This window comes from Erysipelothrix larvae (assembly GCF_001545095.1).
GTDB lineage: Bacteria > Bacillota_I > Bacilli_A > Erysipelotrichales > Erysipelotrichaceae > Erysipelothrix > Erysipelothrix larvae.
In genome coordinates this window covers 2,452,267-2,468,932 of record NZ_CP013213.1, presented here as the reverse complement: position 1 = coordinate 2,468,932, position 16,666 = coordinate 2,452,267, and the positions used below count along the sequence as shown (strand labels likewise).

Here is a 16,666-nt window from a genome sequence, read left to right as displayed (position 1 = left end):
CTTCTTTACAAGCTGGTATCATCGTATTAGCACAAACTATCATGCCTTCTTGTGTTGTATTGCATATAATGGAGTTGAGAAAGAAGGGATTAAGATGAAATCAACCATTGATTATACCAAACATGGCATCATGACAGACCCAAAGTCAATGCGGTTTATGATCAGCATATACCCTCAAAGTCTTGAGGAAATAGTTAGATTGACTCAAAATATCTGCCTTCACCGCCATTGGGCTAAACGATATCATGTGACGCCAACACAAAAACAAGAAGCAGAAATCTATTTAAGAAGTGTCGAAGAAAAACTTAAGGTGTTACATGCAAAAGGGATTAACTCCATCTCAACACCATTATTACCAAATCAAAGAATCCTTGGGATTTGTCGTGACTTTTCAGTCATCGCAACAGCACTGTGTCGTGAAGTAGGAATCGCTGCACGACCAAGATGTGGCTTTGCAGATTACCTAGAAGAGGGTTTATTCATCGACCATTGGGTCCTTGAGACTTATAATGATAAAGAGCAACGATGGGTGATGGTTGATGTCCAATTGGATGAACTTCAAAGAGAAGAGTTGAACTGTGATTTTGATTCAAACAACGTGCCTGCTCCACGCTTTATAAATGCTGCTGAAGCATGGTTAGGTTGTAGACACGGAAACTATGATCCCAGCAAATTTGGGATTTATACTTATTGGGGCTATGAATACTTAGCATGCAACCTAATCCTAGACGCGAATGCTTTGTTGAAAATGCCATTGTATCCATGGGATTATTGGGAAGGGTATAAAAACTTGCCGATTGATCAATGGAATGATGCAGATTATGAAAGTATGGATACACTTGCACATGCCATTTTACAGGTGGACAAAAACCCTCAAATATTGATTGAACATATAAAAAACAACCCGCGTATAAAAGCACCGAGTGATTTGAGTGTAATTTATAATGGATTTCAGGAGTCAGTATGAATGATCTTATTAACACAATAAAACACGCTTTAGATACGATTGAAGCGAACTTAAATGAGAGCATTGATTTAAATGCAATTGCCTCAAACGCAGGATACTCTCTTTATCACTTTCATCGTATTTTTCGTTATTGTGTTGGAGATTCTCTTAGAGATTACATTCGAAAGCGTATCATGACTGAGGCTGCAAGGGACCTAATCAGTAATTCAAGCCCCATTATCGACATCGCAATACACTATGGTTATAGTTCACGAGAAGCATTTAGCCGAGCTTTTGAAAAACTTTATGGTGAGAGTCCTTCGATGATGCGAAAGAATCAAAACTTTTATGAACTCAGAGCCCCTTTAAGTTTAGAGAATGTGATTAACCGCTATTTGATTCACGCTGATGGTTTGTTTCCAACAATTGAATTTATACCTGCGCTCACAGTTGAAGGATCCCCGGTTCATATTGAGACGAAGAGTTATCAAGTCATTCCAAAGCTATGGAGTGAGTACCTCAAAACCAACCACGAACCAATGTGTAATGCTGTGGGTGTCTGTATGTTAAGTGAAACTCATGATTTTACCTATATCATTGGGAATCTAGAGATTATGGATCCTAATAAACCCGGACTTCATCTTGAAGCATCATATTATGCAGTTTTTAAGGTGGTGAATCCGATCGTTGAGAACGTGCAAAAAACCTGGGATGCAATTTACTCGGTGTGGCTTCAAGAAACACACTATAAAAGACGTTTTCAATACGACCTTGAGTATTATTGTTTCAATGGAAAGAACTCCTATGCTGAGCTATGGATTCCAATAGAAAATGAGGGGTTGGATATAGAAAAAACGCAAGTGTAAAGTGCTTGCGTTTTTTAAGGTATAACTAGAAGAGTCCACTTATTTTACCATCTTCATCAATATCAATACTGTTTGCTGATGGTACTTTAGGAAGTCCAGGCATGGTCATGATTTCTCCAGTTAAGACCACAATAAAGCCAGCGCCTGCCGATACCTTTACATCACGAATTGTGATATCAAAGCCTTCAGGGCGACCAATGCGTTTTGCATCATCAGAGAGTGAATACTGTGTCTTTGCCATACAGATTGGCAAGGTATGATAGCCAAGTTCCGTAAGTTTCTTGATGGTTTTTCGAGCCTTCGCGGTATAGCTAACAGAAGAGCCGCCATATATTCTAGTAACAATCTTTTCAATTTTAGTCTCGATTGAATCTTCTAATTCATAAGCGTAATTGAAATGAGGAACACCGTGTTCAACAAGATTAATCACTTCTTTTGCAAGTGCTTCTCCCCCTTTTCCACCCTTTGCCCATACATCAGAAAGTGCAACATTGACATTGTGCAAACGACATTTATCACGAATAAGTTGAAGTTCCGCTTCATGATCTGTTGGGAATTTATTAATCGCAACAACAACTGGGAGTCCAAAGCATTGAGTTATGCTTTCAATGTGACGTAATAGATTTGGAATTCCCTTTTCTAATGCGTCAAGATTCTTTGTTTCAAGATCAGCCTTCTTTTGTCCCCCATGCATTTTTAAGGCGCGTACAGTAGCAACAAGTACAACTGCATCTGGCGATTTATTAAGACTGCGACACTTAATATCAATAAACTTTTCCGCACCTAAGTCTGCGCCAAATCCAGCTTCTGTGATGACATAATCCGCAAGTTTAAGTGCAGTTTGAGTTGCAATCAATGAATTACATCCATGCGCTATGTTTGCGAAAGGCCCTCCATGAATTAAGGCTGCATTTCCTTCGAGTGTCTGAACAAGGTTTGGTTTGATTGCTTCTTTGAGTAAGGCTGCCATAGCACCCTGTGCGTTTAAGTCTTTTGCAGTAATCGGTTCATCATTTCGATTATAACCCACAACCATACGACCCAATCGTTCTTTTAAGTCTGTAATATTTTTCGCAAGACAAAGGACAGCCATCACTTCAGAGGCAACGGTAATGTCAAACCCATCTTCTCGTGGTTCGCCATTTGTTTTACCACCTAACCCATCCACAATATTTCGAAGTTGACGATCGTTCATATCAACAACACGGCGCCATGTGACTCTACGAGGATCAATGTTAAGTGCGTTTCCTTGATAGATGTGATTATCGATTAAAGCTGCGAGCAAATTATTTGCAGCACCGATTGCATGAAAATCGCCCGTGAAATGCAGGTTGATATCTTCCATTGGAACAACTTGTGCATACCCGCCTCCTGCGGCACCGCCCTTCACACCAAATACGGGACCTAAAGAAGGTTCTCTTAAGGCAATAATTGTTTTCTTACCCAGTCGATTAAGTGCATCACCAAGGCCAATTGAGGTTGTGGTTTTCCCCTCGCCTGCAGGTGTTGGATTAATCGCAGTAACCAAGACGAGTTTTCCTGAAGGTTCCTTATCTTCGAGATGATGGATGTTCAGTTTTGCTTTATACTTCCCATAATAATACAAGGATTCTTCTACATTCAACTTCATGGCAACCTCAACTATTGGTTTAAGATGTGCTTGTTGAACGATTTCTATATCACTGAGATACGACATAAACTTAAAACTCCTAGTATGATGATGTTGATCAGAATTTGACTCATCACCATATCCCTTTCTTTTTCGTTAATTTAATTAATTTGAATGTTTGCATATACAGCACGAGAACTAAGGAATCCCACTTTAATTGGTTCTTTACTTCGAATGAGGAGTGCTTTATGCTTTTCGATGATTCGACTTTCACCATTTACTTCTAAATAAACCCGCTCATCATACGCATAGATAATCGTATGCCCCGATGGTATTTCTTGAAGGTCATGGCGTAATACACCAATTGATCCAAGGAGGCCATTTTGTATAATCAAGTTAAAGTCGCTACATTTCCCATAAGCGGTTGTTTCAACATCTCCGCTAAAACGATGTACCTGAAGCGGATCTAATTCAATGTGGCCACCCTTATTATGGGAAATCTTTAGTGGGTTATTGAGTGAAATGATGTATCGTGTGTACTTTTTAAAGGAGGTAAAGTTGGATTCGTCCAACTCTACCTCTGCACTTGAAACTCTGTAAATAAAATCATGATGAGCGAATACTGCGTCACTTGGATAAATCGCTATCTGATGTGTAATCCCACCAGACCATGATGTAGTTTGCAGTGTGTCAATTGAAATGATATCCATTATAAATAAGAAGCAACTTTATCCAGAATCTGTTGATGTAGCGTATCAATGGTTTCTAGAAGGTATGTTCCTTTCGTCGTATAGTCATCCACAAACGCTTGATCTTTAATGGATGACAAGTTGATTAAAATATTATACCACCCTCCATATGCTGCAGTGTGAAGGTGAAGCGCAGCAACACCTAAGTCACTCGATGCACTCGTATTAAATCCTTCGAGCATGGCTTCAATCAGTTTCATCCCAACAAGCGCTTGTTCAAGGATTTGATAAGGGGTTAATGTGCATTGCTTCAAACCTGCTTGGATTGCAACAGAACGCGCTGCTTTATCTTCAGGTGTTTCTTTAGGTAATTTAAAGGCATCACTTACGATATTAAAGGATTCTGTATCTGCATCAACAATCCGTAGAAACTCCAAACGGGATGCATCTGCTTGGTCTATCAGTCCTTGTGTAGCGTCATGGTGTTGAGCATATTTCTTAGAACCTAAAGTCAAAGTTCCGACCATACTCACTAAGGATACACCTATTGATCCAGATAAAGCTGCAGCACTACCGCCGCCTGGTGCAGGCGAACTGGAAGCAAGTTCAGACGTAAAGTCTTTTAGGGTTAAATCAACAAGTTTCATTGTGTATAGCTCCTTTATAATATGTGGTTTTCTAAGACTTGTTTTGCATAATCAAAGTCTTCAATTTGAAGATAATATTCTGCACAGTCAATTAATGCTTTCATCGGTGTTAATCCAATAACTTCACTACCAAGGATTTCGACACCATAGCGTTTCGCTTCAAACTTAATTGTTTCAAAGGCAACATACATTGCATTTTTTTCGTAGTTCACAAGATTCATGGATACTTGTGCTATGTTACGATCTTCAAGCATCACGCCGATTCCTTTAATGTATGTGTAACCACCACTTGATCCACGTATTTTCTTCGCAATCTTATTCGCAATATTGATGTCGCTGGTGTTCAAGTTCACATTGAATGCTACCAGTGGCATTCTACCTCCAACGGCTGTGACACCCGCTGTTTCATGAATCTTTCGTTCACCAAAGTCTGGTGCCCAATCTTCTTCAAGCAACTTCTCAGGCATTCCTTCAAATTGGCCCTTACGTACTTTCGCAAGATTCTTACGTTCAGGACGTGTTGCGGAATCTTCATAGAGGAATGTAGGAATTCCTAATGACTCTGAGATGCGTTTTGCGACATTAATCGAGATTTCAACACAGTCCTTTGCGGTTGCGTTTTTTACTGGAACAAAGGGGATGACGTCAGTCGCTCCCATACGTGGGTGTTCACCCGTGTGTTTTCTCATATCAATAAGTTCAGATGCTTTCTTGCACAATTCAAAAGCTGCTTCCTCAATACCCTCAGGTGTTCCCACAAGTGTGAATACACTGCGATTGTGACTTTCATCAGATGAGTGATCCAGTAAGGTAACGCCTTTGATACTTGTTGCGGTATCAACAAGCGCATTGATAATTGTTTGATCGCGTCCTTCACTAAAGTTAGGAATGCATTCGATTAATTTTGACATAATTTTCTCCTTTTATATTTTAATAATTTATGCAAATGTTTGTAAGAACCAAAGGATTGCAGGAATGGCGACAATGTCGATAAACACTGCATTACACAATGGTACAATGATTAAAGCTTTTGGTGATGGTTGATTAAAGTGTTCTGTAACAGAACTCATACTTGCAACACCCGTTGCGGTAACACCTAAACCGACACCAGAGAAACCAGCAGCAATGACAGCTGCATCGTAGTCTTTACCCATCGCAGGCCAAACAATAAACCGTATCACAAATAATACAACGACTGTTTGAACCAGCAAGATAATGATAAGGGGGCCAGCAAGCGATGCAAGATCCCAAATACGTAAGGTCATAATTGCCATAGTTAGGAAGAATCCAAGGCCAACTTCTTTGATGAGATCAATGGCATCTTCCCGAAAGTCCATAAGCTTAAAAGTATCATTTAGATTCCTGAAGATTATCGCAGCAAACATCGCACCAACATAAGCTGGCAGTGCAAAGTTTTTGATATTTAAACTCGCAACCCAATTTACTGCGAGATTTCCAATAACCATAAAGACACCGACAAAGGTCATATATTTCATTAGAGTAAACGCATCAATCATTTGCTTTTCTGCCTTTGTATTCGTGTTTTCTTCAGTAAACAAAGCATCATCACTGGTTTTGATTGGTGGTTTGTAGCGATCAATTAAATATCGCCCAATTGGACCCCCACTTAATGATCCTGCAATTAAGCCATAGGTTGCTGCAGCAACTGCAACTGCCTCAGCACCCACAGCGCCTAAGCTCTCTGCTGAAGGACCAAATGCTGCTGCGTTACCATGCCCTCCTGTTAAGGATACAGCTCCAGCCATTACGCCAAGCAATGGATTAATATTCATCAGTTTCGCGAGGGATACTCCCACAATATTTTGAACAATTGCCATTCCAAAACAGATGAATAAGAAAATAATGAGTGCTTTTCCTCCCCGCTTGAGCAAGGCGAAACTACCACTAAACCCTACACATGCAAAGAAGGCAATCATGAAGGGTGTCTGAAGTGTCGTGTCCAAGCTAAAGGCTATTATATTAAAACTTCGAAGTCCCCATGCAACTAAGGCAAAAATCAGACCTCCAATTACAGGTGCAGGAATACAGAATTTCTCCAAAAAATGAATCTTATGACGTAAAGCATATCCCAACATAAGGAGCGCTCCGGCTAACATCGTTGTTTCAACTAGACCCAATTGGATTGTTAAGAGCCCGTCAATTGTTTCAAATTTCATGAATCATACGCGTGACAAATATGTCACTTCTCCTTTCTTTTGACTGCTCACAAAAGAACACGTGACATATGTGTCATTTATAACTAACGGTGTCCCCCTGTGTTTATAGCTTTATTATATGTCTAGAACTTTATTGTGCAATACGCATCGATAAAACTAAAAAAAATAGCGGGATTGGTATATAATGAATATACCAATAGTGTTTGCGAAAGATTTAAATTGGACTATAAATAAAAAGCGTTGGACTAAAGGGGGCTTATGGAAAATCTCAAAATTAACCGAGATTCGCCGTTAAGTATTGTCGAACAGATTGTCTCATATTATAAAGCTGCAATCCTTACACGTCGAATTCAAAATAATGTTAAGTTGCCATCAGAAAGGCAATTGTCTTCTCTTTTGGGTGTCGCACGCGGCACAATTAGCAAGGCATATCAACAACTTGTTGATTTGTCTTTGGTTGAATCGAAACATAATGATGGCTATTATGTGTCTTTTCAGCCACAAATTCTGAATGATATCACGAAGAAACATGCCATGGATCTTATGGATCATGCTTTTGATCAATTATATGAAATGGGGCTTACAGATACTGAAATTGTGAATATTATAAAACTAAAAATCAGTGCCCAAAAGTCACTGGAGAACATCAATATTCTCATTGTTTCAAATAATCACTTAATCTTATCGAAACTTGAATCAGAGTTGTCGTATTTAACGCAAAAGACTTTTTATCTTTTTACCTTGTCTTTTATGACACTTAATAGCATACAAATTAGCAAAAACCCAAGCGATTTATTGATGACATATGATTTAATTATTGCAACAATCATTGATTATGATCAACTGGTAGAAATAATCCCTGAACATAATCACAAAATCCTTCGTGCAAACATTGTACCAACAAACTCGACTCTAAAGCTTTTGAGTTCTTTACCAAAATATTCACGAATCACAGTAATATATCGTACAGACGTATTCAAACAACTCGTCATTGATACACTTACAAACTTAGGCTTTAAATTCGAAAATATCTATGCCTATTATGAACATGATTACAATCCCAAGAATCACAGCCTTAATGGGGTCAATGCGATTATTAACTTCAATGAATCACCATTGTATACCAATCCGGCATTTCAACAAAGAAACCATGAATTCATTCTTAATGGCGGGAAGATTATTCATTTTGAATACATGCTAACGCGTACTTCTCTTACTGCGATTGAAGAGCGGATTCACAGCATTAAAGTGAAACGATAATATGAGAAACGATGCTAGGTAGGGTGTTCATAAATTGATACAAGGTGTCCATAGATTATTTTATGATGTAACACAGTGAAAGAGATAAAACAGACACGCGTTGAGAATAATTTTTTTATAGATATAAGTGGTTTTTATACCTGTGTTACACCAAATTTTATAAACGCTTTACTGCTTTTTGGTGTATAATAACAAAATAGAAAAGAGGACATTTGAAATGGCTAAAACGATGAATAAATTGATTGAGAGCGCTACAGTAATCGGCGTAAAGGATTTGACAGGTTATGTTCAAGAAAAACCAGAGTATGTAAAACTTACAATTGGGGAACCTAACTTCAATACTGATGATTCAATCAAAAAAGCCGCCATTCAAGCCCTCTTAGATAACGATACGCATTACCCTCCAGCACAAGGGTATGAACACATACGAAAAGCAATTGCAGACTATGAAAACGAAAAACATGGAACACACTATACTGCTGAGAATATCTTAATAACACAAGGTTCGACAGAAGGTTTAGCATGTATTTTGAACTCTATTTTAAACCCAGGGGATGAAGTTGTTGTACCGATGCCGTATTATCCAATCTATCGTACAATTATTGAAATGTGTGGTGCAAAGCTTGTTGAAGTTGATACAAGCGACACAGATTTTATGGTAGATCCGAAACGATTAAATGAAGTGATTAATGAGAATACAAAAGCGGTTATGTTCACAACACCAAACAACCCTACAGGTACTGTCTATACAAAAGAAGCAATCAATGCACTATCAGAAGTACTCAAAGAAAAAGATGTATTTATCATCCTTGATGAAATTTACAGTAAAATTTTATATACAGAGTATCACAGCTTCGCTCAAGTTGAAGCTTTGCGTGATAAAGTGATTGTGGTTCAATCATTTTCGAAAATATATGCAATGACAGGATGGCGTCTTGGGTATGTCGCTACAACACCAAAACTTATTACAGCCTTTATGAAATGGCATCACAATGTTATGACTGGTGTTACAAGCTTTATTCAACATGCAATCATACCTGCCTTAAAACTCGATGTAACCGACATTGTTGAAGAATACAAAGCAAGACGGGATTATACATATCAAAGACTTGTTGATATGGGCTTTGATGTTGCGCTACCAGATGGTGCATTTTATATCTTCCCTTCCATTGAGAAATTTAATATGGGATCAAAAGAATTTTGTATTCGTGCTGCGCAAGAAGGGGGCGTCATGTTAGTACCAGGAAAACCGTTTGGTGATGATAAACACGTACGAATTTCCTTCTGTTACAACATGGAAACCATCGAAAAAGGATTGGATCTTCTTGAAAAATTCGTTAAAAATTTAGGATAGACTTAACTGTGTTAGAATGATGTGAAATGCTTTGAAAGCGATGAAAGAAACTAACAACCCTTGATTTTAAATGGATTGTCAGTATAATAGTGGGTGTAAGTCAAGATAGAAAGTGGATGAGTTATGACACAAACGACATTGAGACAAAAACGAAAATTTTCAGTAAATCGTGCAATTGGCGGAGTAGTTGCTCTCGCAATCGTATTTGTTTCTGGGGTGCTTATCTTTAACTCAGCGAAAGAGTGGTTCCGTTATTACGAATCATCCCAAACGTTGCAAACAGTTCAACAAGAGTTATCAGAACTTGAAGAAAAACAAGCTGCGCTTGAAGCAACTAAAGATAAACTATCAAACCCTGACTATGTTCAAAACTTTGCACGCGGTGTTCATTTGATGTCAAAATCAGAAGAACAAATCTTTGTATTGCCAAAAGCAGATGAATAAGAAATGAGGCGACCCTAAGGGGTCGTTTTCAGATTATAAACACGTAAAAAGAGGACCAAAAATATGTTTGATTCACTGGGTTTTTCCTATATTGGATTGCTCTTTATTCTAATGCTCACAATACCCAATTTGCTTTGGACTCAAAACCAACCTAAAAACTATAATCCAAACCAAGAGAATAAATGGCTTGTATTTTGTGAACGATTCGGACAAGTCCTCGTGACTACACTTGCCCTTTTGACCCCCAGCTTTAACATAACATCAATTGATCTATGGACCATTTGGTTATTTGTTGCTTTTTTTGTGATGTGTATGTATGAATCATGGTGGATTCGATATTTTAAAAGTGAGCATACACTGCAGGATTTCTACAGTAGCTACTTTGGTGTTCCAGTTGCAGGTGCGACGCTACCTGTTATTGCGTTTTTCCTTCTTGGAGTATACGGATGTTCAATCGCTATGATCATATCAATTACAATCCTGGGAGTCGGTCATATTGGAGTACATCTTGGTCACAAAAAAATCAGTGATCAAAATAATGCCACAAAATCAGTGAAATCATGATATCGAAATCAAATTTGGGATATAATAATAATTGATTGGAGGATTTCACATGAAACTTGAACATGTCGCAATCTATGTTGAGGATCTTGAACGTGCAAAGAATTTCTTTGAGACCTATTTTGAAGGTACATCAAATGAACTCTATCACAATAAATCAACCGGACTTAAAACTTACTTCATTACGTTTGAAGATGGCGCAAGACTTGAAATAATGACCCGCCCTCACCTGATTGTTAGAGAACCAGCACCCTATGAAACGGGGTATACTCATCTCGCATTTAGTGTGGGTTCAAAAGAAAAAGTAGATACACTGACAAAACAACTGCAAAATGAAGGATACCAAGTGATTTCTGGACCGCGTACAACGGGTGATGGATATTATGAAAGTTGCATTGTTGGCTTTGAAGGACATCAAATCGAAATAACCGAGTAATGACGTGAAGAAGGATACAAATATCCTTTTTTCTTTGGGTACATGTTGATTCCGTGGAGTTATCGATAAAGAAAAACACAATCACTATTTGCACGGGTTTTATCATGGTATAATGGTTGATGAAGGAGTGCTGATATGAGTTTATTTATTACATTAGAAGGTCCTGATGGTAGTGGAAAAACTACCGTTACAAAAAATATAGAATCATACTTTAAATCAAAACAAATCCCTTTTGTACTGACGCGTGAGCCAGGTGGGATTGGTATTTCAGAAAAAATTAGAGAAATAATATTGGATGTTGAACATGATACGATGGATGATCGAACTGAAGCATTGCTCTATGCAGCAAGCAGACGCCAACATTTAATTGAAAAGATATTACCCGCTTTAAAAGAAGATAAAGTTGTATGGTGTGAGCGATTTGTGGATAGTTCTTTAGCATATCAAGGTGTTGGTCGCGGTATTGGCATGGAGGCTGTTTTAAGCATCAATTTATTTGCGATTGAACACCATATGCCAGATGTTACATTCTTTTTAGATATTAGTCCTGAGGAAGGCTTAAAACGTGTTGGGAAACGTGCTGCAGAAGATCGATTAGAGCTCGCAGGGGATGCTTTTCATAAACGTGTCTATGAAGGATACCAAGAAATCATCAAAAATAATCCAGAGCGAATCGTTGTGATTGATGCAACCCAGTCACCTGGGAAAGTAGTTCACGATATTATCGATGTGCTTGAAGGAAGATTTGGACTATGACTGGCCTTGAACGCCAACACCAATTCCTGTCCTTTTTCGATCGGCAAATAAAGTTGGACCGTGTATCCCATGCGTATATGTTAATCGGAAAAAACGATACCTATGAAGTAGCCCTTGCGATGGCCAAACGTATTTTCTGCCCCCAAGGCGGAGAAGACAATTGCGTGATATGTCAGCGTATTGATCACAATGAGTATGCTGATTTACACATCATCAGTGGGAAAGAAACCTCAATTAAAAAGGATGAAATCTTAGATCTCAAAGAAGTGATGGCGCAGACTGCTTTTGAATCCAATTCAAAGAAAATCTACATCATACACGATGTTGATCAAGCATCTCCATCGGCACTTAACAGTCTTCTTAAATTCTTAGAAGAACCCGAGTCAGACATTACCGCAATTCTAACAACACAAAATGTAAATAAAGTATTGGAAACAGTACAAAGCCGTTGCTTGTTGGTACATTTAAAACCATTACTTCGACGATCACTTGTGAGTGCAATCCAGGATGCAGGGTTTCCAAAAAGAGAGTCCATCTATCTATCCTACATTGCAGAAAACAAGGATGAGGCACTGAAGATTGGTGAGAGTACACAATTTATCCAACTGCTTGACTTGATGGAACAACTCTCATTACATTATGAAAAAAGAGAAATGGAAGTTGCTGGTATTTTGTTGCAAGTAGCGTGTAAAGAAAAGAAAATGGACCTAAAGAGCATCAATTGGTTATGTCTTATGCACATTGCATACTACAATGAATTCAAACATAAAGACGTAAAGTTCTTGCCGGTACTCAAGGCATCCTTAGCGATTCAAGACCGCATCCAACCAGGTGTTATCAGTAGTATGTTAATGGATCAATTTGCATACGAACTCATAAGGGAGGACAATCTATGATACTTCAAAGAAGTTTTGATGAAACAACCCCTACCTTATATGTTGTCGCAACACCTATTGGAAATCGTGATGAAATGACCCCGCGTGCAATTGCAGTGTTGAAAGATGTTGATGTTATTGCATGTGAAGACACACGAACAAGCGGGCCGTTATTGGCACACTTTGGCATCGAAACAAAGAAGATAAGTTATCATAAACACAACGAGCGTTCAAGTGCAGAAGGTATTCTTTCACTTTTGAGTGAAGGGAAATCAGTTGCGCTAATCAGTGATGCTGGATATCCCCTTATCAGTGATCCAGGCTATATTCTAGTGGACACTGTGACCCAAGCAGGATATCCTGTTGTACCTATTTCTGGAAGTAGTGCGTTTTTAAATGCCCTTGTTGCATCAGGACTGGATACAATGCCCTTTACATTTTGTGGATTTTTAGAGCATAAAGACCAAGCAATGCGCAATCAACTGAATGCGCTAAAAGATCGTCAAGAAACCCTAATTTTCTATGTGTCGGTACATCGGGTAGAGAAATCATTAGCCCTTGTTAGAGACGTATTGGGTGATCGAAACATCTGTTTGGCCCGTGAACTCACCAAACGCTATGAATCATTTTTACGTGGAACAATTAGCGAGGTTATCGAAGCACTGGATACACTCAAAGGAGAGTTTGTCTTAGTGATTGAGGGACAAAGCGATATCCAGGTAACTGAAGAGAATTATCTTGAATTAGTGGATCAGAAAATCGCTGAAGGGCTTTCGCCATCACGAGCTATCGCAGCGGTTGCGAAAGAAAAAGGTCTATCAAAAAATGTGATTTATCAAGAATATATGTCAAGAACATGAAATATAAAGAATATGCTTTGACAAACCCAATGATATTGTTTATAGTAATTTGGGCTTAGGAGGTTCTTATGAAAATATTTGATTATGAAGATATTCAGTTAATTCCAAATAAGTGTATCGTTAACAGTAGATCTGAGTGTGATACATCGGTAGAATTCGGTGGACGAACCTTTAAACTACCGGTAGTTCCAGCGAATATGCAAACGATTGTTGATGAATCATTATCAATCTGGTTGGCTGAGAATGATTACTTTTATATTATGCACCGATTCAATGAAGCACGTCGTTACGACTTCATTAAGATGATGCATGATAAAGGCCTTTATGCATCAATAAGTGTTGGTGTAAAAAAAGAAGAATATGATTTTATTGAAAAACTAAGCAAAGATAAGAATGTACCAGAGTACATCACAATTGATATTGCCCATGGATACTCACAAAGTGTAATTGATATGATTCAACATATCAAAAAACATTTACCAGAGGCGTTTGTGATTGCAGGAAATGTGGGAACACCTGAAGCAGTTCGTGAACTTGAAAATGCAGGTGCTGATGCAACTAAATTGGGAATTGGCCCTGGGAAAGTATGTATCACAAAATTAAAAACAGGATTTGGTACAGGTGGGTGGCAGTTGGCTGCGTTGAACTGGTGCTCAAAAGCTGCGCGTAAACCAATTATTGCGGATGGAGGCATTCGTAATCACGGAGATATCGCCAAATCATTACGCTTTGGTGCAACATTGTGTATGATTGGTTCACTGTTTGCAGGACATGAAGAATCACCTGGAGAAACCATTGAAATTGATGGCGCGAAGTTCAAGGAATACTTTGGAAGTGCATCAGAATATCAAAAAGGTGAACGTAAAAACGTAGAAGGTAAGAAAATCTTGATTGCGCATAAAGGCAGTGTGAAAGACACCCTTATTGAAATGCAACAAGACCTTCAATCATCAATCTCTTATGCAGGTGGAAACGATCTAGAAGCAATTCGTAAAGTTGATTATGTAATTGTGAAGAACTCAATCTTTAATGGAGATAATATCTAACAACCGAAGACTAAACTTCGGTTTTTTTATGCGTTGATGATTTTTGAAACCATTTCTTGAAGCAGTGGTATGACGTCGTGTTCAAAAAATGGGTTTTTAGAAAGCCAGCGTTGATTCAAGGGGGATGGATGCACAATTGGAAAATACTTCGGAGTATACGATTGATAAGCACGGACGGTTTGTGTTAGGGTTGGCTTGATTGTGTCTTTTAGGTAATATTTCTGAGCGTATTGACCAATTAAGATGATCAGTTGAATATAGGGCATGCATGCAAGAAGTTGCGGATGCCACTTCTGAGCAAACCCTTTTCGTGGTGGTAAATCCCCTGTTTTTTTACTTCCGGGGAAATAGAAATCCATAGGGAGTACCGCAAAAAGATGTGAGTTATAAAAAGTGTCTTCATCAACACCCAACCATGCTCTTAAACGATCACCACTTCGATCTCGAAACACATCATTCTTCAGTTGTGTTTTTAAACCCGGTGCTTGACCCACAAGTAAAATACGAGCATCAGGATGTGCCATAAATATTGGGTTGTAATCCTGTTGTGTATAGCGAAGGTTTTCTGGATCGTGTTTGATATTTTCTTTTATTGCATCAATGGCGTTCATGTGTATCACTTCCTTTGATTATTGTAGCATGATGTACGGATTAAGTAACTTAAAGCGCGCACCGCGATTTAAATCAAAAACTTCCATCGTGAGATTTTCGACAAAATCGATAAAAAAAGTAATTATTTTCAATGATATCACTCAAAATAAGAGTTGATATGGTATACTATACGCGGTGATTTTTTATGTTAATGATAACGAAACAAAGAAAACGTATCCTTGATCTTATCATGCAATCCGATGTTCACTTAAGTGCAGAGATGGTACATGATATTCTAAAAAACGATATAGACCCAATAGGGGTTGCGACTGTATATCGTGCTTTAAACCTGCTCTATGAGGCGGGATACATTAATCGCATTCATCATCCTCAATATGGTTATGTATATGATAAAAATGTTAATGAGCACTATCATTTCCATTGTACAAAATGCCATAATATCTTGGATGTTGACCTGCCGTATGGCGAAGGGATTAATGAAGAGATAAAAAGACATATCAATGGTGATGTGTGTTCACACTCATTGATGTTTGAAGGAATCTGTGAAGATTGTAAGAAGAATACGGAATCATAAACCAAAGTTAACGCTGAACAAGTGTGTTCAAAAGGACTTTGGTTTATTTTTTTTAACAAAGACAAGGTCAATCTAAACATCAAAGCACAGTGTATGAAGACAAATGAACAAAAAAATGCTCCAACAACTCTCATTGTTTTGGAGCATTATTATGCATTATTTCGTTTTACGATAGGGCTCATTCACATCTCGCAACATGTCCTTAGTCTTTGTGAAAAATACAATCTTCGCGGAAGTGAAAACCGTTACGATTCCTAACAAGATAAAGAGCACATTGATGAGGATACTTTCAAAAGGCGGTCCCCAAATATAGTCTCCGTTGATAAGATATGCGCCGTTAAAATATATCATCATAATTCCAAAGAGCATAAATAATATCAAATAGGGTTTAGACATTATAACCGTTAGGTTTGTGAGTGTTCGTGGAATCGAATCGTCATACTTCTCAAGGTTCTCAAATTTTTCTTTCTTTTCCATTACAGTGTGTCCTTTCAGTTCATCTTCAATTGAACGGTGTAAAAGATCAATGATGTGTTCATAATGTTGCACTTCTTTTTGTGCATAAGCAAGCTGATTGTTTAAGATGTCGACACGTGAATCAGTGCTATGTGCATCAAAGAGTGTTTTGATAGTTTCAAGTTTAAATCCCATGTTTCGATAAATAAGGATTTCTTGAAGTCGATTTATTTCTAGATCACTATAGTAACGATAATTGTTGGGCCCAGTACGATGCGGTGATAAAATACCAATCTTTTGATAATGATACAAAGTCTTTACACTAACACCTGATAATTCAGCCATCTCACCAACTGTATAGAATTTCTTAGTCATTTTATCACCTCACACATACATTATCTAACCCTACCCCTAAGGTCAGTCAAGTATATTCTCAAATTAAGTAAAAATAATTCAAAAGATTCATGTAATACTCAATTTCGACCGTTGTTTACGATT

The 16,666-nt window shown here is 38.1% G+C and carries 19 protein-coding genes; 12 read left to right on the top strand and 7 right to left on the bottom strand.

Annotated features, from left to right (window positions below; all coding sequences use genetic code 11):
* Positions 1-94 precede the first annotated feature (94 nt).
* Positions 95-967, top strand: a complete 873-nt coding sequence (locus AOC36_RS11520; protein ID WP_067634465.1) for a transglutaminase domain-containing protein — start codon at positions 95-97, stop codon at positions 965-967.
* On the top strand, positions 964-1,812 hold the full coding sequence (locus tag AOC36_RS11515) for a helix-turn-helix domain-containing protein (RefSeq protein ID WP_067634463.1): 849 nt from the start codon (positions 964-966) through the stop codon (positions 1,810-1,812). The genes AOC36_RS11520 and AOC36_RS11515 overlap by 4 nt, the downstream gene beginning before the upstream one ends.
* Positions 1,813-1,837: 25 nt before the next feature.
* Here the strand turns inward: AOC36_RS11515 and AOC36_RS11510 are convergent, their stop codons facing one another.
* The 5 genes from AOC36_RS11510 to gltS form a co-directional block, all read right to left on the bottom strand.
* Positions 1,838-3,508 carry a formate--tetrahydrofolate ligase gene (locus AOC36_RS11510; protein WP_067634461.1) on the bottom strand — a complete coding sequence of 557 codons (1,671 nt, stop codon included), beginning with the start codon at positions 3,506-3,508 and terminating at the stop codon, positions 1,838-1,840.
* A 74-nt stretch (positions 3,509-3,582) separates the two neighbouring features.
* Positions 3,583-4,131, bottom strand: coding sequence for a HutD family protein (locus AOC36_RS11505; RefSeq protein WP_067634459.1), 549 nt, complete (start codon positions 4,129-4,131; stop codon positions 3,583-3,585).
* Entirely contained in the window at positions 4,131-4,757 is a 627-nt protein-coding gene (locus tag AOC36_RS11500; RefSeq protein ID WP_067634457.1) for a cyclodeaminase/cyclohydrolase family protein, read from the bottom strand. Before AOC36_RS11500 ends, AOC36_RS11505 begins: the two co-directional genes overlap by 1 nt.
* Before the next feature lie 14 nt (positions 4,758-4,771).
* Complete coding sequence (gene ftcD, locus AOC36_RS11495; protein WP_067634455.1) at positions 4,772-5,668, bottom strand: glutamate formimidoyltransferase; 897 nt, start codon at positions 5,666-5,668, stop codon at positions 4,772-4,774.
* A 27-nt stretch (positions 5,669-5,695) separates the two neighbouring features.
* The gene (gltS, locus tag AOC36_RS11490; protein ID WP_067634453.1) at positions 5,696-6,934 is read right to left on the bottom strand and encodes a sodium/glutamate symporter; all 1,239 of its coding nucleotides are present in this window, start codon (positions 6,932-6,934) and stop codon (positions 5,696-5,698) included.
* Positions 6,935-7,192: 258 nt separating this feature from the next.
* On the opposite strand from gltS, the gene AOC36_RS11485 reads away from it, so the two are divergent.
* The 9 genes from AOC36_RS11485 (at position 7,193) to guaC (ending at position 14,526) form a co-directional block, all read left to right on the top strand.
* Positions 7,193-8,194, top strand: coding sequence for a GntR family transcriptional regulator (locus AOC36_RS11485; protein WP_067634451.1), 1,002 nt, complete (start codon positions 7,193-7,195; stop codon positions 8,192-8,194).
* 217 nt (positions 8,195-8,411) lie between these two features.
* Positions 8,412-9,548 (top strand): pyridoxal phosphate-dependent aminotransferase, encoded by a 1,137-nt coding sequence (locus AOC36_RS11480; protein ID WP_067634449.1) that lies wholly within the window; start codon positions 8,412-8,414, stop codon positions 9,546-9,548.
* 123 nt (positions 9,549-9,671) lie between these two features.
* The gene (locus AOC36_RS11475; RefSeq protein WP_067634446.1) at positions 9,672-9,992 is read left to right on the top strand and encodes an FtsB family cell division protein; all 321 of its coding nucleotides are present in this window, start codon (positions 9,672-9,674) and stop codon (positions 9,990-9,992) included.
* 63 nt (positions 9,993-10,055) lie between these two features.
* Positions 10,056-10,556, top strand: a complete 501-nt coding sequence (locus AOC36_RS11470) for a hypothetical protein (RefSeq protein ID WP_067634444.1) — start codon at positions 10,056-10,058, stop codon at positions 10,554-10,556.
* 49 nt (positions 10,557-10,605) lie between these two features.
* A complete protein-coding gene (locus tag AOC36_RS11465) occupies positions 10,606-10,989 on the top strand; it encodes a VOC family protein (protein ID WP_067634442.1) in 384 nt (127 codons plus the stop codon).
* A gap of 135 nt (positions 10,990-11,124) precedes the next feature.
* Positions 11,125-11,745 (top strand): dTMP kinase, encoded by a 621-nt coding sequence (gene tmk, locus AOC36_RS11460; RefSeq protein WP_067634440.1) that lies wholly within the window; start codon positions 11,125-11,127, stop codon positions 11,743-11,745.
* Positions 11,742-12,641 carry a hypothetical protein gene (locus tag AOC36_RS11455; RefSeq protein ID WP_067634438.1) on the top strand — a complete coding sequence of 300 codons (900 nt, stop codon included), beginning with the start codon at positions 11,742-11,744 and terminating at the stop codon, positions 12,639-12,641. Before tmk ends, AOC36_RS11455 begins: the two co-directional genes overlap by 4 nt.
* Positions 12,638-13,480 (top strand): 16S rRNA (cytidine(1402)-2'-O)-methyltransferase, encoded by an 843-nt coding sequence (gene rsmI / locus AOC36_RS11450; protein ID WP_067634435.1) that lies wholly within the window; start codon positions 12,638-12,640, stop codon positions 13,478-13,480. The genes AOC36_RS11455 and rsmI overlap by 4 nt, the downstream gene beginning before the upstream one ends.
* Before the next feature lie 68 nt (positions 13,481-13,548).
* Entirely contained in the window at positions 13,549-14,526 is a 978-nt protein-coding gene (gene guaC / locus AOC36_RS11445; protein WP_067634433.1) for a GMP reductase, read from the top strand.
* Between the two features lie 26 nt (positions 14,527-14,552).
* Here the strand turns inward: guaC and AOC36_RS11440 are convergent, their stop codons facing one another.
* Complete coding sequence (locus AOC36_RS11440) at positions 14,553-15,137, bottom strand: uracil-DNA glycosylase family protein (RefSeq protein WP_067634430.1); 585 nt, start codon at positions 15,135-15,137, stop codon at positions 14,553-14,555.
* Positions 15,138-15,328: 191 nt separating this feature from the next.
* On the opposite strand from AOC36_RS11440, the gene AOC36_RS11435 reads away from it, so the two are divergent.
* Positions 15,329-15,712, top strand: coding sequence for a Fur family transcriptional regulator (locus tag AOC36_RS11435; RefSeq protein ID WP_198401181.1), 384 nt, complete (start codon positions 15,329-15,331; stop codon positions 15,710-15,712).
* 156 nt (positions 15,713-15,868) lie between these two features.
* Here AOC36_RS11435 and AOC36_RS11430 read toward each other — a convergent pair whose 3' ends face one another.
* Positions 15,869-16,543 carry a MerR family transcriptional regulator gene (locus tag AOC36_RS11430; RefSeq protein WP_067634426.1) on the bottom strand — a complete coding sequence of 225 codons (675 nt, stop codon included), beginning with the start codon at positions 16,541-16,543 and terminating at the stop codon, positions 15,869-15,871.
* Between the last annotated feature and the right edge of the window lie 123 nt (positions 16,544-16,666).